The sequence below is a fragment of the Sphingomonas sp. J315 genome (assembly GCF_024666595.1).
Taxonomy (GTDB): Bacteria; Pseudomonadota; Alphaproteobacteria; order Sphingomonadales; family Sphingomonadaceae; genus Sphingomonas.
The window spans coordinates 3,196,530-3,219,782 of record NZ_CP088296.1 but is presented as its reverse complement, the minus strand read 5'-3'; the positions used below and the strand labels follow the sequence as shown (position 1 = coordinate 3,219,782).

The 23,253-nt window shown below is 66.5% G+C and carries 30 protein-coding genes; 10 read left to right on the top strand and 20 right to left on the bottom strand.

The window, feature by feature from the left end; genetic code table 11:
* Positions 1-15: 15 nt before the first annotated feature.
* From LRS08_RS16400 to tkt, 11 genes are all read right to left on the bottom strand, one after another.
* Entirely contained in the window at positions 16-903 is an 888-nt protein-coding gene (locus LRS08_RS16400; protein WP_257846147.1) for a hypothetical protein, read from the bottom strand.
* Positions 900-1,715, bottom strand: a complete 816-nt coding sequence (locus LRS08_RS16395) for an inositol monophosphatase family protein (RefSeq protein ID WP_257846148.1) — start codon at positions 1,713-1,715, stop codon at positions 900-902. Before LRS08_RS16395 ends, LRS08_RS16400 begins: the two co-directional genes overlap by 4 nt.
* Before the next feature lie 124 nt (positions 1,716-1,839).
* The gene (gene efp / locus LRS08_RS16390) at positions 1,840-2,403 is read right to left on the bottom strand and encodes an elongation factor P (RefSeq protein ID WP_257846149.1); all 564 of its coding nucleotides are present in this window, start codon (positions 2,401-2,403) and stop codon (positions 1,840-1,842) included.
* A gap of 40 nt (positions 2,404-2,443) precedes the next feature.
* Positions 2,444-3,055 (bottom strand): murein hydrolase activator EnvC family protein, encoded by a 612-nt coding sequence (locus LRS08_RS16385; RefSeq protein ID WP_260480981.1) that lies wholly within the window; start codon positions 3,053-3,055, stop codon positions 2,444-2,446.
* Positions 3,052-3,975 (bottom strand): L,D-transpeptidase family protein, encoded by a 924-nt coding sequence (locus LRS08_RS16380; RefSeq protein WP_257846203.1) that lies wholly within the window; start codon positions 3,973-3,975, stop codon positions 3,052-3,054. The genes LRS08_RS16385 and LRS08_RS16380 overlap by 4 nt, the downstream gene beginning before the upstream one ends.
* A gap of 170 nt (positions 3,976-4,145) precedes the next feature.
* Positions 4,146-4,832, bottom strand: coding sequence for a thiamine phosphate synthase (gene thiE, locus LRS08_RS16375; RefSeq protein ID WP_374581677.1), 687 nt, complete (start codon positions 4,830-4,832; stop codon positions 4,146-4,148).
* A 60-nt stretch (positions 4,833-4,892) separates the two neighbouring features.
* The gene (locus tag LRS08_RS16370) at positions 4,893-5,795 is read right to left on the bottom strand and encodes a fructose bisphosphate aldolase (protein WP_260480980.1); all 903 of its coding nucleotides are present in this window, start codon (positions 5,793-5,795) and stop codon (positions 4,893-4,895) included.
* Between the two features lie 101 nt (positions 5,796-5,896).
* Positions 5,897-7,087, bottom strand: a complete 1,191-nt coding sequence (locus LRS08_RS16365; protein ID WP_257846154.1) for a phosphoglycerate kinase — start codon at positions 7,085-7,087, stop codon at positions 5,897-5,899.
* The gene (locus LRS08_RS16360; RefSeq protein ID WP_257846155.1) at positions 7,084-7,539 is read right to left on the bottom strand and encodes an MOSC domain-containing protein; all 456 of its coding nucleotides are present in this window, start codon (positions 7,537-7,539) and stop codon (positions 7,084-7,086) included. The genes LRS08_RS16365 and LRS08_RS16360 overlap by 4 nt, the downstream gene beginning before the upstream one ends.
* A 286-nt stretch (positions 7,540-7,825) precedes the next feature.
* Complete coding sequence (gene gap, locus LRS08_RS16355) at positions 7,826-8,833, bottom strand: type I glyceraldehyde-3-phosphate dehydrogenase (protein ID WP_260480979.1); 1,008 nt, start codon at positions 8,831-8,833, stop codon at positions 7,826-7,828.
* A 22-nt stretch (positions 8,834-8,855) separates the two neighbouring features.
* A complete protein-coding gene (gene tkt, locus LRS08_RS16350; protein WP_260480978.1) occupies positions 8,856-10,820 on the bottom strand; it encodes a transketolase in 1,965 nt (654 codons plus the stop codon).
* 146 nt (positions 10,821-10,966) lie between these two features.
* Between tkt and LRS08_RS16345 the strand changes: the two genes are divergently transcribed.
* The 4 genes from LRS08_RS16345 (at position 10,967) to LRS08_RS16330 (ending at position 12,479) form a co-directional block, all read left to right on the top strand.
* On the top strand, positions 10,967-11,152 hold the full coding sequence (locus tag LRS08_RS16345; RefSeq protein WP_260480977.1) for a hypothetical protein: 186 nt from the start codon (positions 10,967-10,969) through the stop codon (positions 11,150-11,152).
* Positions 11,152-11,490 (top strand): cell division protein ZapA, encoded by a 339-nt coding sequence (locus LRS08_RS16340; protein WP_308223064.1) that lies wholly within the window; start codon positions 11,152-11,154, stop codon positions 11,488-11,490. Before LRS08_RS16345 ends, LRS08_RS16340 begins: the two co-directional genes overlap by 1 nt.
* Before the next feature lie 219 nt (positions 11,491-11,709).
* Positions 11,710-12,264, top strand: a complete 555-nt coding sequence (locus LRS08_RS16335; RefSeq protein WP_257846157.1) for a 5-formyltetrahydrofolate cyclo-ligase — start codon at positions 11,710-11,712, stop codon at positions 12,262-12,264.
* Entirely contained in the window at positions 12,261-12,479 is a 219-nt protein-coding gene (locus LRS08_RS16330) for a DUF2842 domain-containing protein (RefSeq protein WP_257846158.1), read from the top strand. The genes LRS08_RS16335 and LRS08_RS16330 overlap by 4 nt, the downstream gene beginning before the upstream one ends.
* Here LRS08_RS16330 and LRS08_RS16325 read toward each other — a convergent pair.
* On the bottom strand, positions 12,476-12,838 hold the full coding sequence (locus LRS08_RS16325; protein ID WP_257846159.1) for a PRC-barrel domain-containing protein: 363 nt from the start codon (positions 12,836-12,838) through the stop codon (positions 12,476-12,478). The two genes, LRS08_RS16330 and LRS08_RS16325, sit on opposite strands and share 4 nt — an antisense overlap.
* Positions 12,839-12,927: 89 nt before the next feature.
* On the opposite strand from LRS08_RS16325, the gene LRS08_RS16320 reads away from it, so the two are divergent.
* Together LRS08_RS16320 and LRS08_RS16315 are read left to right on the top strand one after the other, a co-directional pair.
* On the top strand, positions 12,928-14,808 hold the full coding sequence (locus tag LRS08_RS16320) for a M1 family metallopeptidase (RefSeq protein ID WP_260480976.1): 1,881 nt from the start codon (positions 12,928-12,930) through the stop codon (positions 14,806-14,808).
* Between the two features lie 58 nt (positions 14,809-14,866).
* A complete protein-coding gene (locus tag LRS08_RS16315; protein WP_257846160.1) occupies positions 14,867-16,159 on the top strand; it encodes an EAL domain-containing protein in 1,293 nt (430 codons plus the stop codon).
* Positions 16,160-16,162: 3 nt separating this feature from the next.
* Here the strand turns inward: LRS08_RS16315 and LRS08_RS16310 are convergent, their stop codons facing one another.
* Genes LRS08_RS16310 through LRS08_RS16285 form a run of 6 tightly spaced genes read right to left on the bottom strand, consistent with a single transcriptional unit; the run spans position 16,163 to position 19,847 of the window.
* On the bottom strand, positions 16,163-16,333 hold the full coding sequence (locus tag LRS08_RS16310) for a hypothetical protein (protein ID WP_257846161.1): 171 nt from the start codon (positions 16,331-16,333) through the stop codon (positions 16,163-16,165).
* Positions 16,312-16,644 (bottom strand): DUF423 domain-containing protein, encoded by a 333-nt coding sequence (locus tag LRS08_RS16305; protein ID WP_257846162.1) that lies wholly within the window; start codon positions 16,642-16,644, stop codon positions 16,312-16,314. Before LRS08_RS16305 ends, LRS08_RS16310 begins: the two co-directional genes overlap by 22 nt.
* Positions 16,641-17,015 carry a diacylglycerol kinase gene (locus LRS08_RS16300; RefSeq protein ID WP_257846163.1) on the bottom strand — a complete coding sequence of 125 codons (375 nt, stop codon included), beginning with the start codon at positions 17,013-17,015 and terminating at the stop codon, positions 16,641-16,643. Before LRS08_RS16300 ends, LRS08_RS16305 begins: the two co-directional genes overlap by 4 nt.
* Positions 17,012-18,832 carry a monovalent cation:proton antiporter-2 (CPA2) family protein gene (locus tag LRS08_RS16295; RefSeq protein ID WP_260480975.1) on the bottom strand — a complete coding sequence of 607 codons (1,821 nt, stop codon included), beginning with the start codon at positions 18,830-18,832 and terminating at the stop codon, positions 17,012-17,014. Before LRS08_RS16295 ends, LRS08_RS16300 begins: the two co-directional genes overlap by 4 nt.
* Positions 18,832-19,269, bottom strand: coding sequence for an iron-sulfur cluster assembly scaffold protein (locus LRS08_RS16290; protein ID WP_260480974.1), 438 nt, complete (start codon positions 19,267-19,269; stop codon positions 18,832-18,834). The genes LRS08_RS16295 and LRS08_RS16290 overlap by 1 nt, the downstream gene beginning before the upstream one ends.
* A complete protein-coding gene (locus LRS08_RS16285; RefSeq protein ID WP_260480973.1) occupies positions 19,266-19,847 on the bottom strand; it encodes a CvpA family protein in 582 nt (193 codons plus the stop codon). The genes LRS08_RS16290 and LRS08_RS16285 overlap by 4 nt, the downstream gene beginning before the upstream one ends.
* 175 nt (positions 19,848-20,022) lie before the next feature.
* Between LRS08_RS16285 and LRS08_RS16280 the strand changes: the two genes are divergently transcribed.
* Genes LRS08_RS16280 through LRS08_RS16265 form a run of 4 tightly spaced genes read left to right on the top strand, consistent with a single transcriptional unit; the run spans position 20,023 to position 21,208 of the window.
* On the top strand, positions 20,023-20,403 hold the full coding sequence (locus LRS08_RS16280) for a hypothetical protein (RefSeq protein WP_260480972.1): 381 nt from the start codon (positions 20,023-20,025) through the stop codon (positions 20,401-20,403).
* Positions 20,385-20,540 carry a hypothetical protein gene (locus LRS08_RS16275; protein WP_260480971.1) on the top strand — a complete coding sequence of 52 codons (156 nt, stop codon included), beginning with the start codon at positions 20,385-20,387 and terminating at the stop codon, positions 20,538-20,540. The genes LRS08_RS16280 and LRS08_RS16275 overlap by 19 nt, the downstream gene beginning before the upstream one ends.
* A complete protein-coding gene (locus LRS08_RS16270; protein ID WP_260480970.1) occupies positions 20,540-20,746 on the top strand; it encodes a helix-turn-helix transcriptional regulator in 207 nt (68 codons plus the stop codon). The genes LRS08_RS16275 and LRS08_RS16270 overlap by 1 nt, the downstream gene beginning before the upstream one ends.
* Positions 20,747-20,794: 48 nt before the next feature.
* Positions 20,795-21,208 (top strand): hypothetical protein, encoded by a 414-nt coding sequence (locus tag LRS08_RS16265; RefSeq protein WP_260480969.1) that lies wholly within the window; start codon positions 20,795-20,797, stop codon positions 21,206-21,208.
* Here LRS08_RS16265 and radA read toward each other — a convergent pair.
* Both radA and LRS08_RS16255 read right to left on the bottom strand, forming a co-directional pair.
* Positions 21,155-22,522, bottom strand: coding sequence for a DNA repair protein RadA (radA, locus tag LRS08_RS16260; protein WP_260480968.1), 1,368 nt, complete (start codon positions 22,520-22,522; stop codon positions 21,155-21,157). The two genes, LRS08_RS16265 and radA, sit on opposite strands and share 54 nt — an antisense overlap.
* A 46-nt stretch (positions 22,523-22,568) precedes the next feature.
* Positions 22,569-23,246: a helix-turn-helix transcriptional regulator gene (locus LRS08_RS16255; RefSeq protein WP_260480967.1), complete on the bottom strand. Its 678-nt coding sequence runs from the start codon at positions 23,244-23,246 to the stop codon at positions 22,569-22,571.
* Positions 23,247-23,253 lie beyond the last annotated feature (7 nt).

The following is a 23,253-nucleotide window of genomic DNA, read 5'->3' as shown; positions in this document are numbered from 1 at the left end:
TTCGCAACTAACCGACTAGCGGAGGGAAAATGCGACCAATGTGTCCGACCCGCGCGGCGGCTGGTCCGGTTTGCTCGCACCCGGCCACCCGGCATCAGCGACGATGAGCAATCGGTTGCCGTCGCGGGCGAGCTGAGTCGGGTCGACAAGCGGCGCGCCGCGATGCGCGACGGTCACCTCGATCTGCGCCCCGTTGATCCGAAAGCGGATCAGCGAACCGGGAGTGCTGCCATTATGGATCGCGTAATAATCCTCGCCGACGCGGACCAGACCGTCGAGCCCGCGCAGTGGCTTGTCCCCCGCCATCGGAAGCAAGGTCCGCGCTTTGGTGCTGAGGTCGACGGTGGCAATGCCCCGGCCATAGTCGGCGATTACCAGCTGCGTGCCATCGGCGGTGAGCGCGGTTCCCTGGGCCGAACGGGCCACGCCGGGGGCGATCAGCGGGTCGAGCTCGCCGCCGCGCAGCCGATAGACCGCGCCGTTCAGGCCGTCCGACACGAACACCTCGCCATTCGCGGCCGAGACGTCGCCGGGATGGAAGCCCGGTCCGCGCGAGACTTTCGCCTTGAGCCGTCCCTTGCGATCCACCGCGACCAGAGCGCCGGACTCGCATTTCGCGACATCGGGAAGATCGGGGCAGTCGGTCGCGATCCACAGCCATTTGCGGCGCGCATCCCAGGCCAGCCCCATCGGGTGCAGCGTGCCCGCAGGCATCGCCATCCTGGCATCGGCACCCGCGCGGCGGATCAGGATTTTGCGATCCAGTACGCTCGACAGCCAGATGGTCTCGCCATCGGTCGCAACCCCCTCGACCAACCGGTGCTGGGGTGGTGCGGAATAGACCGTCATGGGGGCATCCGCCGCAGCGCCCAGCGCCAGCAGCCACGCCCCCGCGCGGATCACCGCAGCGATCCGGCGAGCAGCTTGTGCAGCTTCGAATGGATCGCGTCGGTCGCGGCGAGAATCTCGCCCTTCGCATGGGCATTGTCGGTGCCACGGAAATCGGTGACGAAGCCGCCAGCCTCCTTGACCAGCAGGATGCCCGCTGCGGTATCCCAGGGCTTGAGGCCGCTTTCCCAGAAGCCGTCATAGCGACCGGCGGCAACCCAGGCGAGGTCGAGCGCGGCCGAGCCGAAGCGGCGGATGCCGGCGACTTCGGGGGCGACCGCGCCAAAGATGCGGCTCCACTCCGCGAAATTGCCATGGCCCAGGAACGGGATTCCGGTGGCGATCAGCGCATCGGCGAGGTCGCGGCGTGACGAAACGCGCAGCCGCTGGCCCTGCAACCACGCGCCTCGGCCCTTTTCGGCCCAGAAGCTTTCATCGGTGATCGGCTGATAGACATAGCCATGCGTGATTTCGGGCTTGCCCTGCGGCCCATGCGGATCCTCGACCGCGATCGACATGCAGAAATGGGGGATGCCGTGCAGGAAGTTGGTGGTGCCGTCGAGCGGATCGATGATCCAGCGCGGCTTGTCCGGATCGCCAGCAATCACGCCGCGCTCCTCGACCAGGAACCCCCAGTCGGGCCGCGCCTTGCGCAGTTCCTCGATCAGCGAGTCCTCGGCGCGCTTGTCGGCCATCGACACGAAGTCCGCCGGCCCCTTGCGGCTGACCTGCAGCTGCTGGACTTCGTTGAAGTCACGCCGCAGCCGCGGCCCCGCCTTGCGCGCGGCACGCTCGATGACGGTGATGAGGCCGGAATGGGAAACCATAAACGCTCCAATACCCCTCTCCCTTTGGGAGAGGGAGGGGCCCATCGCGTCAGCGATGGGAGGGTGAGGGTGAGGTTGGTCTCAAGCCACCCTCACCCAACCCTCTCCCAAAGGGAGAGGGCCTTTAGTCCGCCCGGCGGACGTAGGTCTGCTCGTACACATCGACGACGATGCGCGTGCCGCTCGCGATGTGCGGCGGGACCATGATGCGCACGCCATTGTCGAGGATCGCGGGCTTGTAGGACGACGATGCCGTCTGCCCCTTCACCACCGCGTCGGCCTCGACGATCGTCGCTTCGATGGTGTCGGGCAGCTGGACGCTGATCGCTTCCTCGTCATACAGCTCCATGACGACGTCCATTCCGTCCTGCAGAAACGCCGCAGCGTCGCCGAGCAGGTCGCGGGGCAGCGTCACCTGATCATAGGTTTCCTTGTCCATGAAGACGAGGCCGTCGCCCTCGGGGTAGAGGAACTGGAAATCCTTGGTGTCGAGGCGCACGCGCTCGACCGTCTCGGCGGAGCGGAAGCGGACGTTGTTCTTGCGCCCGTCGCGCAGGTTCTTGAGCTCGACCTGCATATAGGCGCCGCCCTTGCCCGGCTGGGTGTGCTGGATTTTCACCGCGCGCCAGATGCCGTTTTCATATTCGATGATGTTGCCGGGACGGATGTCCACGCCGCTGATCTTCATGGGGATCGCCTACAGTGCTGAGAAAGAACAGGCGCGGCCCTTAGCGATCTACGCGCGATCCGGCAAGCAGCGGATACGGGTCCACCGGCGTCCCCTGATGCCAGCGCTCGCCCGGTGCCATGCGCGCGATGCCGAAATGTAGGTGGTAATTGCCCGCCCCGGCATTGCCGGTGTCGCCGACATAGCCCAACGTCTCGCCCGCGCGCAGCACCCGCCCCTCGGCGATTCCCTCCGCATAGCCGGCAAGGTGGGCATAATAATACATCCACCCGCCATCGGTTGAGCGCTGGTAGAGGGTGATGCCCCCGCCGCCGTTCGAGTAGAACAGCTTCTCCACCCGCCCGTCGGCCGCAGCGATCACCGGGGTGTTCGCCGATGCCATGATGTCGATCCCCTGGTGCGCCCGCGTCCCCCCGCCGCGCGCCTCACCCCAATTGCCGCGCAACGCGCTGCGCGGGACGCCATAGACAGGAACGATCAGACCGGGGCCGTGAGCGACGACCGGGGCGGGGGCTGGTGTCGGCTTCGCAATCTGCGATGGGCGGGCGTCGGCGGCACTCGGCTCGACCACCCGGATCGTCGCGGCGAGGAAAGCGATCAGGGCGACCGCGCAACCTCCCAGCAGCCACAAAACGATCCGCAGCCGGCTCATTCCTGAAACACCACCGGCGTCCCCGGTGTCACCATCAGCGCCAGCCGCGCCGCGTCCCAATTGGTCAGGCGGATGCAGCCATGGCTCTCGCTCCGCCCGATCAGATGCGGTTCGGGCGTGCCATGGATGCCGTAATGCGGCTTGCTGAGGTCGATCCATACCACGCCCACCGGGCTGTTGGGGCCGGGCGGGAGCAAGGCGTCGGGCTTCTTGTCGCTAACGTCCCAGAACAGCTTGGGATTGTAGTGGAACTCCGGATTGGTCGCGACGCCGTTGATCTTCCAGCTGCCGATCGGCAACGGGTCGCGCTTGCTCCCGACCGTGACGTTGAATTGCGCCGCGAGCATCCCCTTGGCATCGAATACACGCAGCACCTTGTCGGACTTGTCGACCACGACGCGGTTCGCCCTGGGCTGGACCGCGTTAACATTGAGGTCGGTCAGCGTCTTGCGCCATTCGGGCTTGAGGTCGGCGGGATAGTCGCGCGATTGCGGAATCGCGTTCGGCACCTCGACCGGCACCCCGACGGCGAGCCTGGTGTCCGCGCTGTTCAGTTCGATCAGCACCTGCGGCGTGGTGTGGAACATCTCGGCCAGCTTTTCCAGCGCCGAGCGATAGCCCATCGTCTTGAGCTTCGCCTGCGCCTGCGGGTCGCGCGGCCAGGGGCGGACGAACGGACCCGCAAGCATGTCGGCGGTGAGCCGGACGATCCGGGTCGGCCGGATCGCGCGGTGCGCGTGCAGCGCCTGCAAGGTGCGCGCATCGGTCTTGCCGGTGACCGGGATCTGGCGCGTGATCTGGAACGCCTTGAGCGCCGCAGTCAGCCCCTGTCCCTCACGCCCGTCGAGCGGGCCGGGTGGAAAGCCGAGATGGTCGAGGATCACCTGGACATGGAGGATATCGCGGCTCAGCCCAGGCATTGCGGGTGCAGCTTTCTCCGCGGGACTGTTCTGCGCATGCACCGCCACCGCACCGCCAATCGCGAGGGCGACTGCTCCGACCAATCCTGCAACACCCTTGCCCACGCAAATTCTCCTACCGGTTCGGGGGTAGAACGGCGCAACGGCGCAGCGGTTTCCGCGCCTGCCGGTCAGCCGCCAAGAAGCGGAGCGAAGTCCCGCACCGCCGCAGCCTCGTCCCCCGCCCACACCGCGCTCGACACCGCAATGAAGTCCGCGCCTGCGCTTATCAAGGGCAGGGCATTGGCGGGGGTGATTCCGCCGATCGCCACGCACGGGATTTCGAACACCGTCGTCCACCACGACAGGATCGCCGGGTCAGGGCGGTGCGTCGTCGGCTTGGTCGTGGTGGGATAGAAGGCACCGAAGGCGACATAGTCGGCCCCGGCCTCCCCGGCCTCCATCGCCAGATGGCGGCTGTCGTGACAGGTGACGCCGATCTGCGCGGCCGGACCGAGCACGGCGCGGGCTTCGCGGGGATCGCCATCGCCCTGGCCCAGATGCACGCCATCGGCGCCAAGGCGCTTGGCCAGGCTGATGCTGTCGTTGACGATGAACGCGACCTCACGGTCTGCGCAGATCCGCAGCAAAGGATCCGCGAGGCGCGCCGCTTCGTGCTGATCGACGTCCTTGACGCGGAACTGGAAGGCCGCGACCGGCCCGGCGTCGAGTGCCCGCGCCAGCCTGTCGGGGAAGGTACCGCCGACGTCGAGAGGAGAAATCAGATAGAGCTGGCAGGGCGGCCGTTTGTCGTCGCGCTTGAACTGGGCGGCGAATTCGGGGCCGAGCGGGGGCAGGTCGTCATCGTCGATCATCATGCCGCCGCTGATAGGGCGCGAAACGGGCGACGGGAAGCGTCCGTTTCACGCCCCCTGCGCTCAGGCGGCGACCGCCTTGCTGGTCGAGGCGCGGTGGATATCGAAAATCGCGCGGGCGAGCGACGCATCGAACTGGGTGTCGTTCATGCCATGGCGCAGATCCTCGAGCAGCGCGCGGCTGAAGCTGGCGATCATGCCCCGGTTCTTGGCAAGCTCGGCACAGGCTTCGGGGCGCTTGTAGCCACCGGACAAGGCGACGACGCGCAGCACCTTGGGATGGTCGACCAGCGGGTCGAACAGGCCGGGGGTCGCGGGGATCGACAGCTTGAGCATCACCTGCTGCCCCTCGGGGAGTGCGTCGAGCGCCTTGAGGATTTCGTCGCGGAGGATTGCGTCGGCTTCAGCGCGCTCGGGCGACTTGATGTTCACTTCTGGCTCGATGATCGGCATCATGCCGTGTCCGAGCACCTGTGCGCCGATCTCGAACTGCTGCTTCACCACCGCAGCGATCCCCTCGCGGTTGGCGAGGTTGACCACCGAGCGCTCCTTGGTGCCGAACACGCCGAGCCCCTTGGCCTTGGTCAGCAGCGCGTCGAGATCGGGCATCGGCTTCATCAGCTGAACGCCGTTCGCCTCGCCCTCCAGCCCCTTGTCGATCTTGATGAACGGGACAACGCCGCGCTCGATCAACGCTGCCGGGGTCGGCTTGCCATCAACCTGGCCGTCCATCGTGCGTTCGAACAGGATCGCGCCGATCACCTTGTCACCCGAAAAGGCGGGCGAGGTGATGATGCGGCTGCGCATCGCGTGGATCAGGCCGAACATCTCCTCTTCGGTCGACCAGGCGTCGTCCGAAACGCCGTAACCGGCCAGCGCCTTGGGCGTCGAACCGCCCGACTGATCGAGCGCGGCGATGAAGCCACTACCTTCGGCGATCTTGGCGGTCATTTCGGCGGTGTTCATCGCTGGCATCCCTGTTCCGACACTTTGTTGCGCGGCCTATTGCAGCGCGACAAGCGGCTGAAAAGCCTGACAACGATAGCCAAGCGACCGAAAAAATGCCGTCAGCGCGTCAGCGCCGCGACCCCGGGCAGTTCCTTGCCCTCCATCCACTCGAGGAACGCGCCGCCGGCGGTGGAGACGAAGCTCATGTCGCCCGCGACGCCGGCCTGGTTGAGCGCGGCGACGGTGTCCCCGCCCCCGGCGACCGAGACCAAGGACCCTTCCTTGGTCAGCGCGGCGACGGTGTGGGCGAGCGCCATGGTGGCGGTGTCGAACGGCTTGGTCTCGAACGCGCCGAGCGGGCCGTTCCAGACCAGCGTGCGGCAATTCTTGAGCACGTCCGCCAGCGCCTCGCTCGCCGCCGGGCCGATGTCCAGGATCATCTCGTCGGCGGCGACTTCATGGACGTTGCAGGTGCGCAGCGACGGCGGGTTGGCGGCGAATTCCTTCGACACCATCACGTCATAGGGCAGATGGATCGTGCAATTGGCCTTGTCGGCGGCGTCGAAGATCTCATCCGCAGTGCCGGCCAGCTCATGCTCGCACAGCGACTTGCCGACATCGACGCCGCGCGCGGCGAGGAAGGTGTTGGCCATGCCGCCGCCGATGATGAGGTGATCGACCTTCCCCACCATGGCCTTGAGCACGTCGAGCTTGGTCGAGACCTTGGCCCCGCCGACCACTGCCGCGACGGGGTGGTCGGGGTTGCCGAGCGCCTTGTCGAGTGCGTCGAGTTCGGCCTCCATCTGGCGGCCGGCGAATGCGGGCAGGCGGTGCGCCAGCCCCTCGGTCGAGGCATGGGCGCGGTGCGCGGCGGAGAAGGCGTCGTTGACGTAGAGATCGCCGAGCGCGGCGAAGCGGTCGACCGTCGCCGGGTCGTTCTTCTCCTCGCCGCCGAAGAAGCGGGTGTTTTCGAGCAGGCCGATATCGCCGGGCTGAAGCGTGGCGACCGACTCGGCGTCGCCCTCCCAGTCGATGTACCGCACCGGGCGACCCAGCACCTGGCTGAACGGACGGGCAAGCTGAGCCGTCGAGAGTTCGGGGCTCGGCACCTTGGGGCGGCCGAAATGGGCGAGAATCAGCACGATTGCGCCGCGATCGGCGAGTTCGGCGACGGTCTGGACAGCCGCGCGGAAGCGGTTGTCGTCGGTGACCGCACCATCGGCCATCGGGACGTTCAGGTCTTCGCGCACCAGCACACGCTTGCCGGTAACGTCGCCCATATCGTCGAGGGTCTTGAAGGCTCGGGTCATTCTTCGATCCTGATGCTGTCGCCGACGGCAATGCTGCCGGGCGTGATGACTTTGGTGAGCGCGCCGCCGCGCCAATCGGGGGTGAGCGCGGCACGCAGCCCATCGGCCAGCGCCTCCATCCGCTCACAGGGTTCGGTCTCGCAGGTGATTTCGAGGACGACGTCCGCGCCGATGCGGATGCGGGTACCGGGGGTCTGGGGCAGGTCGAAATTCTCGACCAGCAGGTTGGCGCGACGCTGTTCCCACGGGATCGAGTGGCCGACCTGAGCCATCGCGGCGTCCCAGTCGTTCGCCTCGATCAGGCTGACCTGGCGCTTGTAGGGCTGGCCCTTCATCGCGCCGCGAAAATCGCCGCCGATACCGCCTTCGAGCGTGACGGTGGCGTGGTCGATGGTCTCCATCGGCCCCTTTGGGATGGCGTGGCGGGCAATGCCTGCAATCCGGCCGGTCATGCGATCGCTCCGGTTGAGCGGGTAATTTCATACCCGTTCCTGACAAGTCTGACGTTTTTCGCCATGTGTATGCGCGTGTCAGGCTGACACGTGGCGCTGCCGGTCGGGGTCGGGAGGGAGTGACTGTGCGTCATGGTTCGACCCTAACCGAAAGGGGCGGCTGTAGGAAAGCGGCCGCCTGCCAATCCGATGGTTCAGCGGGGTGACAGGCCCTCCCCCAGCCCCTCCCGCAAGCGGGAGGGGAGCATGTTGCGCCCTACCGCTTGCGGCAGTGTGGTTGTCGGGTTCAGCCCAGCTTCGCCATGGTGCTGGCGGTATCGACCATGCGGTTCGAGAAGCCCCATTCATTGTCGTACCAACTGACCACGCGGACCAGCTTGCCGTCGATGACTGCGGTTTCGAGGCTGTCGATGGTCGACGATGCCGGGTTGTGGACGATGTCGATCGACACCAGCGGCTCGTCGCTGAATGCGAGCACGCCGACCAGCGGGCCGCTTTCCGACGCGGCCTTGAGGATCGCGTTGACCTCTTCCTTGGTCGTGTCGCGCTTCGGCGTGAAGGTCAGGTCGATCAGCGAGCCGTCCGGCACGGGGACGCGCACCGACGAGCCGTCGAGCTTGCCCTTCAGCTCCGGAAGCACCTCACCCACGGCGCGCGCGGCGCCGGTGGTGGTCGGAATCATGCTCATCGCCGCAGCGCGGGCGCGGCGCATGTCGTCATGGATCTGGTCGAGGATCTTCTGATCGTTGGTGTAGGCGTGGATCGTGGTCATCAGGCCACGTTCGATGCCGATGCTGTCGTTCAGCACCTTGGCCACCGGCGCGAGGCAGTTGGTGGTGCACGATGCGTTCGACACGATCGTGTGGCCGGCCTCGAGCTTGTCGTGGTTGACGCCATAGACGACGGTCAGGTCGACATTCTTGCCCGGGGCCGAGATCAGCACCTTCTTCGCGCCGGCATCGATATGCTTCTGGGCCGACGCGCGGTCGGTGAAGAAGCCGGTGCATTCGAGGACGAGGTCGACGCCATTGGCGGCGTGCGGCAGGTTCGCGGGATCGCGCTCCTTGGTCACCTTCACGCGCTTGCCGTCGATGATCAGGTCATCGCCGTCCGCGCTCACGGTGCCGGGATATTTGCCGTGCACGCTATCACGGCTGAACAGCCAGGCGTTCGACTTGGCGTCCGCCAGGTCGTTGATCGTCACCAGTTCCAGACCGCTGTCGGGGCGCTCCAGAATGGCGCGCGCCACCAGACGGCCAATGCGTCCGAATCCGTTGATCGCAACCTTCGTCATTCGTCTCTCCTTAGACGGCAAGTTAGACGGCAAGCCGTTCGATAATCTGGGGCACGATCGCGTCGGCGGTCAGCCCGAAATGGCGGTAAAGATCCTCGGCCGGACCCGACGCGCCAAAGCCGTCGATGCCGAAATTGAGACCGTGGATGCCGGTGTAACGCTGCCAGCCAAAAGTGCTGCCCGCCTCGATCGAGACGCGGAGCACGTTGCGGGGCAGGATGTCGTCGCGATAGGCGGCGGGCATCGCGTCAAACGCCTCGGTGCAGGGCATCGAGACGACATCGGCACCGATCCCCTGCGCTTCAAGCGCGGCGCGGATATCGACCGCAATCTCGACTTCCGAACCGGTGGCGAGCAGGATGACCTTGCGCTCGGCCTGCGCTGCCTCGAGGCGATAGGCACCGTTGGCGATCTGGGCGACCTGCCCCTCAGCGACAAGCGGACGGAGATTCTGGCGAGTGAGGACCAGCATCGACGGGCCATCGGTGGTGCGCAGCGACAGGTGCCAGGCGGCGGCAGTTTCGACCGCGTCGCACGGACGCCAGACGTTGAGATTGGGCATCGCGCGCAGGCTCTGCAGATGCTCGATCGGCTGGTGCGTCGGGCCGTCTTCGCCGAGGCCGATGCTGTCATGCGTCATGACATAGACGACGCGCGCGCGCTGGAGTGCCGACAGGCGGATCGCGCCGCGCGCATAGTCGGAGAAGACGAGGAAGGTGCCGCCATAGGGGATGATACCGCCATGCAGCGCCATGCCGTTCATCGCGGCGGCCATGCCGAATTCGCGGATGCCGTAATAGACATAGCGGCCAGCATAGTTTTCGGCGGTGAGCGGGCCGGTCGCCTTGGTCTTGGTGTTGTTGGAGCCGGTGAGGTCGGCCGAGCCCCCGATCAGTTCGGGCAGGTTTTCGGTCAGCGGTTCGAGCGCCATTTCGCTCGACTTGCGCGTCGCGACCTTGGGCGGGTTGGCGAGCAGATCGGCAATGTAGCTGTCTAGGTTGAAGGCCGGGAGGTCGCCCGCCATGCGGCGCTCGAACTCGGCGCGGTCGGCATGGGCGGCGAGGCGTGCGGTCCACTCGGCCTTGGGCGCAGCGGCGCGCTTGCCCGCGTCGAGCCACGCGGCTGCAATGTCGGCGGGAATTTCAAACGGAGCGTGGTTCCAGCCGAGCGCTTCGCGGGCGGCGGCAACTTCCTCGGCACCCAGCGGCGAGCCGTGAACCTTGCTGGTCCCGCCCTTGTTCGGGGCGCCCTTGCCGATCACCGTCTTGCAGCGGACCAGCGAGGGGCGCGGGTCGGCGAGCGCGGCGTCGAACGCCGCAGCGATGCTGGCCGGATCGTGCCCGTCGCAGGCGACGACATGCCAGCCGGTCGCTTCGTAGCGGGCGGGGATATTCTCGCTCGACGACAGCGACACCTTGCCGTCGATGGTGATGTCGTTGTCGTCCCACAGCACGATCAGGCGACCGAGCTTGAGATGCCCGGCAAGGCCGATCGCCTCGTGGTTGATGCCCTCCATCAGGCAGCCGTCACCCGCGATCACCCAGGTGCGGTGATCAACGATCGAGTCATCGAATACGGCGTTGAGGTGACGCTCGGCGAGCGCCATGCCGACCGCCATGGCGAGGCCCTGACCGAGCGGGCCGGTGGTGCATTCGATCCCGGGCAGCTCGAAATTCTCGGGGTGCCCGGCGCAGGGCGACCCGACCTTGCGGAAGTTGCGGATGTCGTCGAGCGTCGGACGGGCATAGCCGGTCAGGTGCAGCAGCGAATAGATCAGCATCGAGCCGTGGCCTGCCGACAGCACGAAGCGGTCGCGGTCGGCCCATTTGGGGTCGGTCGGGTCGTACTTCAGATAGTCGCTGAACAGCACGGTCGCGACATCGGCCATGCCCATCGGCATGCCGGGATGGCCCGAATTGGCGGCCTCCACCGCGTCCATCGACAAGGCGCGGATGGCGTTGGCGCGGTCGGCGAATGAAATGGTCACGGCATATCCCCTTTCGGGCCTGCGCGCGTCGCGTTGAGTCTCGCCACGGCCCGGCGAATCGAAGTTGGCGTGCCAATGGGGCGCGCGGGCGCAGTCGTCAACCGCGCGGGGTTGCGGCGCGGGTAAAGCCCCCTATCCACCCCCGCATGGCGGATGCGGCACCTTCCGCGCTCGACCGGATCGAGCGCGCCCTTGCGCGGATCGAGGCTGCGGCGGCGCGCCGTGCCTTCGACGCCGAACGGCTGGAACAACGCCACGCGGCGCTGCGCGGGCGGGTCGAGGAGGCGATCGCGGCGCTCGATGCGGTGATCGCGCAGGAGGGCGAGGACTGATGGGTCAGGTGACGCTGACCATCGCAGGGCGCAACCATGTCATTGCCTGCCGCGATGGCGAGGAACTGCATCTCGAACGGCTCGGTGCGCTGCTCGAGCGGCATACCGACACCGCAATACGCGCATCGGGCGGGATGAGCAGCGAGCGGACCCTGCTGTTCCTGGCGCTGATCCTGGCCGATCAGGTCGATGAGGCAGAGCGCAACCCGCCGGGGGCGTGTCGCCGGTGCTGCTCGACAATCTGGCGGACCGGCTGGAAGCGGTCGCAACCGCTCTTGAGGATTCGGTCGCGAAGCCCTAAATTGACGGTGGCGGGTACTGCCCGGTGCGAGCTTTAGCGATTATCCCTGAGGCGATTCATCATCCATGGGGGCTGTCCCTGCTCAGGTCCTGGCCTGTGGCACATGGTCCCCACCTGACGTAAACGGCGTCAGAGGATATTCAAGCACACGGCCCATGGTGGTCCCGCCAACTGTTGATTTGGCAGCGAAGCTGCGCGGTTCCAGCTCGGAATGCGGGCTGGCACCGCCGCCTCGCCGGAGGCGAGACGCAGAAGGATGGCTGACGATAAACGGACCCTGCGCGCCCGGATGCGCGCGCTGCGCGACGAGTTTGCGATGACGATCGGGGGCGTGATCGAGCCGCCGCCCGCTTTGCTCGCACGGTTCGCGCCGGGGGTCGTCGTTTCCTCCTATGTCCCGGTCGGCAGCGAGGCCGATCCGACCGCGATCGCATGGGCGGCGCGCGAGGCGGGGTGCACCATCGTGCTGCCGCATGTCACAAGCCGCGAATCGCCGGTGCGCTTCTTTGCGTGGGAACCGGAGCATGTGCTGATCGACGGGCCGCTTGGCCTCCGCCAGCCGGACGACAACGGGCCGGAATGCGATCCCGATATCGTGCTGGCTCCCTTGCTGGCGTTCGATGCGGCGATGAACCGGCTGGGTCAGGGCGCGGGCCATTATGACCGGGTATTCGAGCGGCTGCCCGATGCGTGGCGAATCGGCATCGCCTGGTCGGTCCAGCAGGTCGAGGCCTTGGCGATCGATGTCTGGGACATGCCGCTGCATGGCGTCGTCACCGAAGCCGCCGCGCATGGCGAGGCGGCGGAATGACCCCGTCTTGGCGCAAGCCTGTCGGCGCGTTCGCAATCGTCGTGCTGATCATCATCTGGTGCGTCGCGGTGGCGAGCCTGTCGCGGATCGTCGGCCAGTGGCCGGTCCTCATCCAGCTGGTCTTCTACGTCTTTACCGGGATCGTGTGGATCCTGCCGCTCAAACCACTGCTGCGCTGGATGGAAACCGGCCGCTGGGGGCTGCCCAAACCCTAGAGGTACGGCACGCCGTAATAGGCGTACACTTCCTGCCCATAGGCGCGGTCGTAGCTCGGTTCGTCGCCTTCGCGGTCATAATAGGGCGCGTTTTCCAGCTTTTCCTTGCTGAGCGACACGACATAGCCGTCCTTGTCGGTATCGTAGGTCAGCGCCTGCCACGGCACCGGATAATGGCGGTGGCCGATGCCGAACAGGCCACCAAACGCCATCACGGCATATTCGGCCTTGCCCGACACCTTGTCGACCATGAAGCGTTCGACATGGCCGAGCTTTTCGCCGGAGGTGTCATAGACGGTCGTGCCTTCGACGCGGTCAGAGGCGATCAGGGGATTTGGGCTGTCGACGGTGGGATTCATCGCATCTCTCCTCGATTTTAGGGACTGGACGATCAACGCATGAGCGGCGCGCTTGTGCCGAGCGACCCGGGATCGTAGCAGATGCGACCATGCGTATCCTGACCCTCGCAGCCTTGCTGCTCGCCTCCACTGCCCCCGCCCTCGCCCAGACCGCCAAGGTCGCGCCGGTCCTGACCACGCCCGAGGCGAAGGATGTGTGGACCTATGCCCGTCCCGCCGAAGCGCGGGTGACTCATGTCGATCTCGACCTGCACCTTGATTTCGCGGCGAAGACGATCAGCGGGGTCGCGGTGCTGGATATCGAGGTGGCGAAGGGTGCGAAGGAGATCGTGCTCGACACGCTCGACCTCAATATCGCGGCGGTGACCAACGAGAATCACGTCAAGCTGTCGCACAAGGTCGGCCCGAAAGACCCGCAGCTCGGCAGCCCGCTGACCGTCCAGCTCGACGGGGCGAAGAAGATCCGCATCGCCTATGTCGCCAGCCCCGGTGCCCGCGCGCTGCAATGGCTCACCCCCGAGCAGACTCAGAGCAAGACCCTGCCCTTCCTGTTCAGCCAGGGGCAGTCGATCAACAATCGCAGCTGGATTCCAACGCAGGACAGTCCGGGTATCCGCCAGACCTGGTCGGCGACAATTACCGTTCCCGACGGCTTTGTTCCAGTCATGAGTGGCCAGATGCTGGATGGCGACAAGGGCGAGCTGGTCCCGCACTATCGCCGCAAGTTCCGCTTCCGGATGGACAATCCGGTCCCGCCCTATCTGATCGCGATCGCGGTGGGCGACCTCAAGTTCAAGGAAGTCGGACCGCGCACCGGGGTTTGGGCCGAGGCGGGGATGATCGACGCCGCCGTCTCCGAATTCGCCGATATCGAGAAGATGATCGATGCGGCCCAGGCGCTGTACGGCCCCTATCGCTGGGGCCGCTACGACATGCTCGTGCTGCCGCCGTCCTTCCCCTATGGCGGGATGGAGAACCCCAATCTCACCTTCTTTACCCCGACGATCATTACGGGCGACAAGTCGAACACCGACGTCCTCGCGCATGAGCTTGCGCATAGCTGGTCGGGGAACCTCGTCACCAACGCGACCTGGGCGGACGGGTGGCTGAACGAGGGCTTCACCACCTATTTCGAGAACCGGATCATGGAGGCGCTGTACGGCAAGGAGCGTGCGGCGATCTATTCCGACCTGGATTATGCGGGGATGCTGCGCGACGTGAAGAATGCAGGCGGCGAGGCGGCACCGTCGACGCGGCTGCGTGGCGAGCCGGGGGGCGATGCGGGGCAGCTCGCGTATCTGAAGGGCAGCATCTTCCTGCGCACGATCGAGGTCGCGGTGGGACGGACCCGCTGGGACGCCTATCTGCGCGGTTATTTCGACCGGTACGCCTTCCAGCCGCAGACCAGCGCGGGGTTCCTCGCCGATATCCGCACGCATCTGATCAAGGGCGACAAGGCGCTGGAGGCCAGGCTGCAGCTCGACCGCTGGGTCTATCAGCCGGGCGTGCCGTCGAACGCGGTACAGGTGAAATCGGCGACCTTGGCCAAGGTCGATGCGCAGCTCGCCGCGTTCAACGCGGGCGGACCGGCGTCGGCGATCGACGCCAAAGGATGGCAGACGCAGCAATGGCAGCGGCTGCTCGGCAACCTCCCCCGCCAGCAGAGCGCGGCGCGGCTGGCCGAGCTGGACGCGGCGCTGGGGCTGACGCGGTCGCAGAACGCCTATGTCCAGTCGGCATGGTTCGATCTGGCGATCGCCAACCGCTACGAACCCGTCGTGCCGGCGCTGGAGGAGTATCTGACCCGCGTCGGCCGCAATTTGCTGGTGACGCCGCTCTATCGCGGGCTGAAGGCACAGGGCGAATGGGGCGAACCGATCGCGCGGCAGATCTTTGCGAAGGCGAAGCCGGGCTACCATCCGGTGACGGTGGGGGGCGGTGACGCGAATCCTCGACCCGAAGTGACCTGACGCACGGCGTGACGAAATCTTCACGCATCTGGGGCAGCTTGCACCGGAAGGATCCATTATGGATGAGATCCCAAGCGGGGCACGCGCGATGTCGGAGAGTGAACAAGCCGTCCAGTCATCGGCGTTGCGCGAGATCATCGCGCACGCCAGCGACCGTTCGAGTCCCGACGCGGTCATCAGCCGCGCGTTACAGGCGGTACGCGCGCATCTCGGCCTGCAGGTCGCCTATGTCTCCGAATTCGTCGGCAATGATTCGGTGTTCCGCGTCGTCGATGCGCCGGGGCTGGAGCACCTCGCCAAGGCCGGCGACGTCCATTCGCTCGACGATGTCTATTGTCGGCATATCCTGGAGGGGCGGCTACCCGAACTGATCCCCGACACCGCCGCCGAACCGATCGCGGCAGCGATGCCGATTACCGGCGCGGTGCCGATCGGCGCGCATGTCAGCGTGCCGATCCGGCTGTCGGACGGGCGCACCTATGGCATGTTCTGCTGCCTCGGACCCTTCGCCAATCCATCCCTGAACCCGCGCGATCTGGGCATGATGCGCGCCTTTGCCGATCTGGCTGCGTTCGAGATCGAGCGTGACCTGGGCAATCGCGAAGAAACCGCCGCGTCGCGCGCGGCGATCGAACAGATCATTGCCGGTGAGTTGATGGAGATCCACTATCAGCCGATCTTCAGCCTCTCACAGGGACGGCCTGCCGGTTACGAGGCACTCGCGCGGATCAGCGTCGAACCCTATCGCTCGCCCGACAAATGGTTCGATCAGGCCAGTCGCATTGGCATGGGCGTGGCGTTCGAGCTGTTCGCGATCGACCGTGCGTTGCGCGGCCTGTCGCAGCTTCCCGACCATAGCTATCTGTCGGTCAACGCCAGCCCGGCCACGGCTATGTCGCCCGATCTGACCGATATCCTGCGCCGCGCGCCGCTCAACCGCGTCGTGCTGGAAGTCACCGAGCATGACCGGGTTTCGGACATCTGCACGCTGCTGGAGCGTCTCGCACCGCTGCGCGCCGAGGGGCTGAAGATCGCGGTGGACGATGCCGGATCGGGCTATAGCGGGCTGCAGCAGATCATCCAGATGCGCCCAGATCTGGTGAAGCTCGACCGGTTCCTGATCGAGGACATCCAGCATGATCCGGGCCGCCGCGCACTCGCCGCCGGACTGATGATGTTTGCGCGCGATACGGGCAGCCGGTTGATTGCCGAGGGTGTCGAACGCGAGGACGAACTGGCGGTGCTGCGCGCGCTCGGCATCGATCTGATCCAGGGCTATTTGCTGGGACGGCCGCAGCCGCTGGCGGCGATCGTTGCGGAAAATGCGGTCGGGCTGCGCGCGGCGAGCTGATCGCTACAGGCTACGCTTCCCCTTGGTCTGGCTGGTCAAATGGAAGCCGAAGCAGCGGTCGCAGCGATAGGGACGCAGGGGGATGTCGGCGGCAAGCGCGGCCTCCAGCGCCGCGTCGCCGTCCGCGAAGCGCCGCTTGCGGTAGCAGACGCTCAGCCTTGTCGTGCGTGCCACGCCAGCCACAGCCAGGCAGCGATCAGCGCGGCACCGCCGATCGGGGTGATTGCGCCGAGCCAGCGCGGTGCGCCGAGCGCCATGGCGTAGAGCGTCCCGGCAAAGAGCGCGCCGCCCGCGACGAACAGCCAGCCCGGTCCCTTCGCGCCCATCTGCACCGCGACCAGCGCCGCGACCGCGTGGATCAGCTGATAGGTGCCACCGGTGCGCAGCCATTCGGCGGCCTTGCCCTCCGCCCCATGCGCCCCGAACGCGCCTGCGCCGACGGCGATAGCGCCCGAGAGGGCGGCCAATGCGACGAGCCAGTTCATTGCAGCCACTCGATCCAGCTGTCCGATTGAGCGATCAACAGCGCCGCGCCTACCGCGACCGCCGCGACGCTGATCATCAGCACAGCTCCGGCCAGCATGTCCTTTGCAGCCTTGATCTCGGGATGGATGCCGGGGTGCAACGGGTCGATGACCGCCTCCAGCGCCGAGTTGATCAGCTCCAGCGCAAGCACCAGCGCAACCGTAACCGCGACAATGGCCCACCAGATTGGTGCCGGCCGCAGAACGATGAGGCCGATGAGCGCTGCTATGGCGACGGCTGCCTGGGTACGAAAGCTTGCCTCGCGTAGCCAGGCGGCGTGCCATCCTGCCAGAGCAAAGCCGACACGCTCACGAAGCTTGGGGTTCTTCACAGGCGATCGTCGTCCTCGACCGTGTCGGACGGCAGCGGATCGGGCGCGTCGCGACGGCCGGGGCGCCAGTCGAGGTCGGGATCGCCCATGATCGCTTCCCGCGCGGCGAGCAGGCTGCCCGCTTCATGCTGGATGCGCAGCCGTTCGCGGTCGCGACGGCGGTAGAGATCTTCGGTGCGGTCGATCTGTTCGAGGTCGATATCGACCGCCTCCATCGCCTTGCGCGCCATCAGGATCGCCGATTCCATCACTTCGCGCACTACGCCCTTGACCGGCGTACCCTTCAGCTTGAGCAGCGCGCGCCGATCGAAGGTGCGCACGAAGATCGATGCGTTGGGGAAGGATTCGTGCACCGCCTCGACCAGTTCCGGGCCGATCTTGTCGCCGTCGATGCAGAACAGGATCAGCTGCGCATCCGCCGCGCCCGCCTGTCGCAGCATGTCGATGCGGGTGCCGTCGCCATAATAGACCTTGGCCCCGAACTGGCCGGCGATGTCGATCATCTCGATATCGGTGTCGATCAGCGTGACCCCGATGCCCTGGGCATTGAGCATCTGACCCACCGTCTGGCCGAAGCGGCCATAGCCGACGATCAGCGCGTTCGACCCGTCGGACACCGGGCCTTCGCGCTCGCCGGTCGCTTCGCTCTCCTCGACGCGGAAGCGGGCGGTGAACATCATCAGGAACGGCGTGGTCGCCATCGACAGGGTGACGACCGCACTGAACACGCTGACCGCTTCGGGCGCGATCAGCAGCGCGTTCTGCGCCTGGGCGAACAGGACGAAGCCGAATTCGCCGCCCTGGCTGAGCAACAGGCCCAATGCGAGCGCCTGACGCCACGGCATGCGGAATGCCATGGCGAGGCCGGTGATAACCACTGTCTTGGTCGCAATCAGCGCGGCGGCCATGCCGAGCACGAACACCGGGCGCTCGGCGATGGCCGACAGGTCGAGCATCATGCCGACCGAAAGGAAGAACAGGCCGAGCAGAATCGAGCGGAACGGCTCGATGTCCGCCTCCAGCTCGTGCCGGTAGGGACTGTCGGCGAGCATCACGCCCGCGATGAATGCGCCGAGCGCCGTCGAGAGGCCGATCGACTGCATCAGCGCGGCGCTGCCGACGACGGTGAACAGGCCGGCAAATACGAACAATTCGCGCTCGCCCCAATTACCGATCAGCTTGAACAACGGGCGCAGCAGGTAGCGGCCCGCGAGTACCAGTCCGGTGATTGCGGCGACGGTGTAGATGGCGAGCAGCCAGCCGGAAGGGCCCTGCGCATCCGCCGGATTGCGGCTGAGGATCGCGATGATCGTGATCAGCGGGACGATCGAGATGTCCTGAAAGAGCAAGGTCGAGAAGGCGCGTTCGCCGAACGGGGTGCGCAGTCTCCCGGCGCTTTGCAGCATCGGCAGGACCTGTGCGGTCGAGGACAGAGCGAGCGGCAGGCCGAGCGCGAGCGCGGCGGGGAGCGAGAAATTCGCGCCGAATCCGATCACCACGCTGAGCGCCAGTCCGCACAGCACGACCTGCAGCAGGCCGAAGCCGAAAATGTCGCGCTTCATGCGCCACAGCCGCGACGGGCTGAGTTCGAGGCCGACGAGAAACAGCAGCAGGGCGATGCCGAATTCGGCGATGCCCATCTTGGTCTCCGCCTCACCCACCAGGTTGAGCAGTTGCGGCCCGACCAGAGCACCGGCGACGAGGTAGCCGAGCGTCGCGCCCAGCCCCATGCGGCGGAAGATCAGGACGAAGAGCAGCGCGAAGCCGAGCAGCGGCGCGCCCTCTGCGACGAAGCTGTGTGCGGCGCTGTGGTCCATCAGGCGGCCTTTTCGCGGAGGGCGAGTGCTGCAGCCTCGGCCACCGCTTCGAAGGCGAGGCGGATCGAGGGGTGGCGCGCGCTGTGCGGGAGTGCGGGGGTGAAGAGATCGAGACCGGGCCAATCGGGCGGCGTGTCGCACTCCCCGGCCAGCCAGTTTGTCAGCGCCGCGCGGGTCATATCGAGTTCTGCCGCCGTGCGACCGATGGCGTGCGCGCCCATCAGCGACGCCGATGCCTGACCGAGCGCGCAGGCGCGGACCTGCATGCCGAGCGCAACGACGCGGCCCTCGGCGTCGAGATCAACATCGACGGCCACCCGGCTGCCGCAGACCGGGGAGCGTTTCTCGATGCTCGCCATCGGACTGGCGAGGCGCTGGTGATGGGGGATGCTGGCAGCGAGCCGCAAAATCTGTGTATTGTAGAGCGGCTGGGTCATCGCTCCGATGTAACCACGTCCGACCCGTTCGCAAGCGCGTCGTCGTCGGCGTCGGTGTCGTTGCCGAATACCGGTTCGCCGCGGCGGCGGCGGTCGACGAATTCGGCGATGCTGGCGCTGGTAGCGTTGAGCAACGGATAGGTCCGTGCCTGGGTCATCCATTCGGGGCGCTGCGCCGGGCCGCCGCTGACCGTGTCGACGACCAGCGCGACGAGCAGGAAGGCGAGGCTGGCGAGGATCAGCCCCTTGATCGCACCGAACGCCACGCCGAGCGCGCGGTCGACCGGCCCGAGGAACCCGGAGCGGGTACGCGACCCGATCGAATTGGCAACCACGCGCCCACCGAAATAGGCGATGCCGCCGAGCAGCGCGAAGGCGAGCACCGCCGCCCCCTGCACCGTCCCGACCGGTTCGGCCAGCGCTGCGGCGACGGGGGTGTGGAGAAATCGAATCGCGGCGACGACGAGCAGCCACGCCATCAGCGACAGCACTTCGGTGACGAAGCCGCGCATGAACCCGGTGATCGCTGCGGCCCCGACGCCCAGCAGCACCAAGATGTCGATCGCCGTCAGTCCCATTGCCAAGCCCTTCCCGCAGCAGCCCGCTCAATAGCCCCGCCGCGTCGCCGGGCGAAGCGGGAAATCGCACTTTTGTCCCGCATCGGAAACCATATTGTTTTTCGATAAATTTTGTTGACAGGCATGGCCGACAAGATTATCGAATATCAATATCTCTCATATTGGAGATCGATACATGGCAACGTTAAAATCGGGCGACCCACTGCTGGGATTCACATTGCTCCTCCTTCGTCTGCTGATGGTCATCATGGGCATGCTGATCATCGCGGGGATCGTCGCGGTGGCTGCGCTGCTCGCCTTTCCCGACCAGCAATTCGCACCGCAGCTGACCGATGCGACGCGCGGAACGGTCTGGTGGGTGACCGCGGGGGCGGCGATGCTGGTCCTCATCCTTGGGCTCGGCATTGCGTTCATTCGCACGCTGATCCGGATCATCGACACGGTCGGCGACGGCGATCCGTTCGTTCCCGAAAACGCCGAACGGCTGGGCCGCATGGGGTGGATCGCATTGGCTCTGCAGGGGGCAATCTCGTCCTGGTGCCGCTGGTCGGGGTAATCGCCGAGCATCTCGGCACCCACAGCGGGGTCGATATGTCCTTTGACTCGCTGGTGCTGGCGCTGGTTCTGTTCATCCTCGCCCGGGTGTTCCGCCACGGCACGGCGCTGCGCGACGACCTGGAAGGGACGGTCTGATGGCGATCATCGTGACGCTCGACGAACTGCTGCATGCACGGCGAATGACGCTGACCGAACTGGCCGAGCGGATCGACCTGACGCTCGCCAACGCATCCATCCTCAAGACCGGCAAAGCCAAGGCGATCCGCTTCTCGACGCTGGAGGCGATCTGCCGTGAACTGGACTGCCAGCCGGGTGAACTGTTGCGCTATGACACGGAATGATCCGGCATCGCGGTTGGATCGCGCGGGATACTCGCCTATCTGACCGCGATGCCATTGCTTCGCCGCCTGTTTGTCCTCGCCTTCTGGGCGGCCCTGATCTTAGCCTTTGTGATGGCGGTGCTGCCTGAGCCACCCGTTTTGCCGGGCGAACCGGGGGACAAGGTCCAGCATATCCTCGCGTTCGTGACGCTGACGGGACTGGCGCGCCTGGCCTATCCGCGACTGCGCCCGGTAACGCTGCTGCTTGCCTTTGCCGCCTTTGGCGCACTGACCGAGTTCGCGCAGATGTACCCCGCACTGGGCCGGACCGCGTCGCTCGACGACTGGATCGCCGATGTCGCGGCGACCGCCGTGATGCTGGCGATACTCGACCCGGCACGGCACATTCTGGCGCGTCGGCGGAGCCGCTCAGCGACCGAGCATGTAATCGACGAACCCCGCGAGATTGCGGAATCCGCTTAACGTCACGCCGCCCTCCTTCGCCTGCGCCGCAGGAGCGATCGCGCGGGTGAAGCCAAGCTTGCCCGCTTCCTTCAGGCGCAGCGCGCCATGTGCGACCGGGCGCACCTCCCCCGACAGCGCAATCTCGCCGAACGCGACCATGTCCGTCGCGACAGGGCGTTCGGACAAAGCGGAGAGCAGCGCGGCGGCGACGGCGAGGTCGGCGGCGGGGTCCTGCACGCGATAGCCGCCGGCGATGTTGAGATAGACTTCGCTGGTCGCGAAGCTGAGGCCGCAGCGCGCCTCCAGCACCGCGAGGATCATCGCCAGCCGCCCGCTGTCCCAGCCCACGACCGCGCGGCGGGGGGTAGCGCCCGAGGCAAGGCGGACGACGAGCGCCTGGATCTCCACCAGCACCGGGCGGGTGCCCTCAAGCGCGGGGAACACCACGGTGCCGCTGACGCTCTCGTCGCGGCTGGTAAGGAACAGCGAGGACGGGTTGCCGACTTCGGTCAGCCCCTCGGTCTGCATCGCGAACACGCCGATCTCGTCGGTGCCGCCGAAGCGGTTCTTGACCGCGCGCAGGATGCGATACTGGTGGCTGCGCTCACCCTCGAACGCCAATACGGTGTCGACCATATGTTCGAGCACGCGCGGCCCGGCGAGGCTGCCGTCCTTGGTGACATGGCCGACCAGCACCAGCGCGGTGCCGCGCTCCTTGGCGAAGCGGATCAGCTCCTGCGACGATGCGCGGACCTGGCTGACCGTGCCGGGCGCGCCTTCAATCAGGTCGCTGTGCATCGTCTGGATCGAATCGATCACCAGCAGATCGGGCGGGGTCGCGCCGCCGAGTGTGGTCAATATGTCGCGCACGCTGGTTGCCGAGGCGAGCTGGACCGGGGCGTTGCCGAGACCGAGGCGGCGCGCGCGCAGCCGCACCTGGTCCGCCGCCTCCTCGCCCGAGACATAGGCGACGCTCTTCCCCGCCAGCGCCATCTTGGCCGCCGCCTGAAGTAGCAGCGTCGACTTGCCGATGCCGGGATCGCCACCGATCAGGGTCGCCGACGCCTCGACAAAGCCGCCGCCCAGCGCGCGGTCGAGCTCGGCGATGCCGGTGCTCATCCGCGCGGGCAGCGGGACATCGGCATCGAGCCCCGACATCAGGATCATCCGCCCGCCGCCCTGGAGGTTATGCTTGGCCTGAAACGGCGTGACGACGCCGCCGACATCCTCGACCAGCGTGTTCCATTCTCCGCAATCGGCGCATTGTCCCGCCCATTGCGCGGACACCGATCCGCATGCCTGACAGACGTAACGTTTCTTCGGTTTGGCCATGAGCTTTGCTTAGCAGCGACGGAACGAATTAGGAACGATAATTTGCTTAGAGCGTCTTGCGCCAGCGCGATTGCAACGCGGCAGGGCGGTACGGATAGCGTTCCTCGCGAAACGTCGCGTCCGCGATCCGGTCGATCCGGAAGCTGCGGAAGTCCTGTCGCAGCTCGCACCAGGCGAACACCATGCGCAGCGCATCGCGATAGCCGATCAGGAAGGGCCAGATCGTGCGCCGCGTCCGCCGCCCTTCGGCATCGCCATAATCGAGGTCTAGCTTGAACCCCTTTCGGCACCACAGGCGCAGCTGGGTCATGTCGACCGGCTCGGGTGCCTCGTCCCAGCGTGGCGGGGTTGCCACCACCGGCTCCAGCACCAGGTCACGCATCCCCTCCGGCACGGTCGCGGCGAGCTTGGCGATCAGATCGTCGGCCGCACGCGCCAACACCCGGTCGCCCTGCGCCTTGACCCATTGCGCGCCGAGCACCGCCGCCTCGACTTCATCGGTGGTCAGCATCAGCGGCGGGAGGTCGAAGCCGCTGTCGAGGACATAGCCGATCCCGGCCTCACCCCGGATCGGCACGCGCTGGGCCATCAGCGTGGCGATATCGCGATAGATTGTGCGTTTCGACGTCTCGAGTTCGTCGGCGATCGCGTCGGCGGTCACGGGCTTACGCTGCTGGCGGCGCAACAGCTGGATGATCTGAAAGAGGCGGTCGGCGCGGCGCATGGCGGTT

What these genes read in the sequence shown, in the direction of transcription:
- LRS08_RS16330 (WP_257846158.1), top strand. Translation starts at nt 12,261, where the DNA reads ATGACCCCGTCTTGGCGCAAGCCTGTCGGCGCGTTCGCAATCGTCGTG.
- LRS08_RS16285 (WP_260480973.1), bottom strand. Translation starts at nt 19,847, where the DNA reads ATGGGACTGACGGCGATCGACATCTTGGTGCTGCTGGGCGTCGGGGCC.
- LRS08_RS16335 (WP_257846157.1), top strand. Translation starts at nt 11,710, where the DNA reads ATGGCTGACGATAAACGGACCCTGCGCGCCCGGATGCGCGCGCTGCGC.
- LRS08_RS16290 (WP_260480974.1), bottom strand. Translation starts at nt 19,269, where the DNA reads ATGACCCAGCCGCTCTACAATACACAGATTTTGCGGCTCGCTGCCAGC.
- LRS08_RS16385 (WP_260480981.1), bottom strand. Translation starts at nt 3,055, where the DNA reads ATGAGCCGGCTGCGGATCGTTTTGTGGCTGCTGGGAGGTTGCGCGGTC.
- LRS08_RS16370 (WP_260480980.1), bottom strand. Translation starts at nt 5,795, where the DNA reads ATGAACACCGCCGAAATGACCGCCAAGATCGCCGAAGGTAGTGGCTTC.
- LRS08_RS16380 (WP_257846203.1), bottom strand. Translation starts at nt 3,975, where the DNA reads ATGCCTGGGCTGAGCCGCGATATCCTCCATGTCCAGGTGATCCTCGAC.
- LRS08_RS16325 (WP_257846159.1), bottom strand. Translation starts at nt 12,838, where the DNA reads ATGAATCCCACCGTCGACAGCCCAAATCCCCTGATCGCCTCTGACCGC.
- LRS08_RS16395 (WP_257846148.1), bottom strand. Translation starts at nt 1,715, where the DNA reads ATGGTTTCCCATTCCGGCCTCATCACCGTCATCGAGCGTGCCGCGCGC.
- LRS08_RS16255 (WP_260480967.1), bottom strand. Translation starts at nt 23,246, where the DNA reads ATGCGCCGCGCCGACCGCCTCTTTCAGATCATCCAGCTGTTGCGCCGC.
- LRS08_RS16265 (WP_260480969.1), top strand. Translation starts at nt 20,795, where the DNA reads ATGCCATTGCTTCGCCGCCTGTTTGTCCTCGCCTTCTGGGCGGCCCTG.
- LRS08_RS16360 (WP_257846155.1), bottom strand. Translation starts at nt 7,539, where the DNA reads ATGACCGGCCGGATTGCAGGCATTGCCCGCCACGCCATCCCAAAGGGG.
- LRS08_RS16345 (WP_260480977.1), top strand. Translation starts at nt 10,967, where the DNA reads ATGGCGGATGCGGCACCTTCCGCGCTCGACCGGATCGAGCGCGCCCTT.
- efp (WP_257846149.1), bottom strand. Translation starts at nt 2,403, where the DNA reads ATGAAGATCAGCGGCGTGGACATCCGTCCCGGCAACATCATCGAATAT.
- LRS08_RS16320 (WP_260480976.1), top strand. Translation starts at nt 12,928, where the DNA reads ATGCGTATCCTGACCCTCGCAGCCTTGCTGCTCGCCTCCACTGCCCCC.
- LRS08_RS16365 (WP_257846154.1), bottom strand. Translation starts at nt 7,087, where the DNA reads ATGACCCGAGCCTTCAAGACCCTCGACGATATGGGCGACGTTACCGGC.
- thiE (WP_374581677.1), bottom strand. Translation starts at nt 4,832, where the DNA reads ATGATGATCGACGATGACGACCTGCCCCCGCTCGGCCCCGAATTCGCC.
- LRS08_RS16305 (WP_257846162.1), bottom strand. Translation starts at nt 16,644, where the DNA reads ATGAACTGGCTCGTCGCATTGGCCGCCCTCTCGGGCGCTATCGCCGTC.
- LRS08_RS16270 (WP_260480970.1), top strand. Translation starts at nt 20,540, where the DNA reads ATGGCGATCATCGTGACGCTCGACGAACTGCTGCATGCACGGCGAATG.
- radA (WP_260480968.1), bottom strand. Translation starts at nt 22,522, where the DNA reads ATGGCCAAACCGAAGAAACGTTACGTCTGTCAGGCATGCGGATCGGTG.
- LRS08_RS16295 (WP_260480975.1), bottom strand. Translation starts at nt 18,832, where the DNA reads ATGGACCACAGCGCCGCACACAGCTTCGTCGCAGAGGGCGCGCCGCTG.
- gap (WP_260480979.1), bottom strand. Translation starts at nt 8,833, where the DNA reads ATGACGAAGGTTGCGATCAACGGATTCGGACGCATTGGCCGTCTGGTG.
- LRS08_RS16315 (WP_257846160.1), top strand. Translation starts at nt 14,867, where the DNA reads ATGGATGAGATCCCAAGCGGGGCACGCGCGATGTCGGAGAGTGAACAA.
- LRS08_RS16280 (WP_260480972.1), top strand. Translation starts at nt 20,023, where the DNA reads ATGGCAACGTTAAAATCGGGCGACCCACTGCTGGGATTCACATTGCTC.
- LRS08_RS16340 (WP_308223064.1), top strand. Translation starts at nt 11,152, where the DNA reads ATGGGTCAGGTGACGCTGACCATCGCAGGGCGCAACCATGTCATTGCC.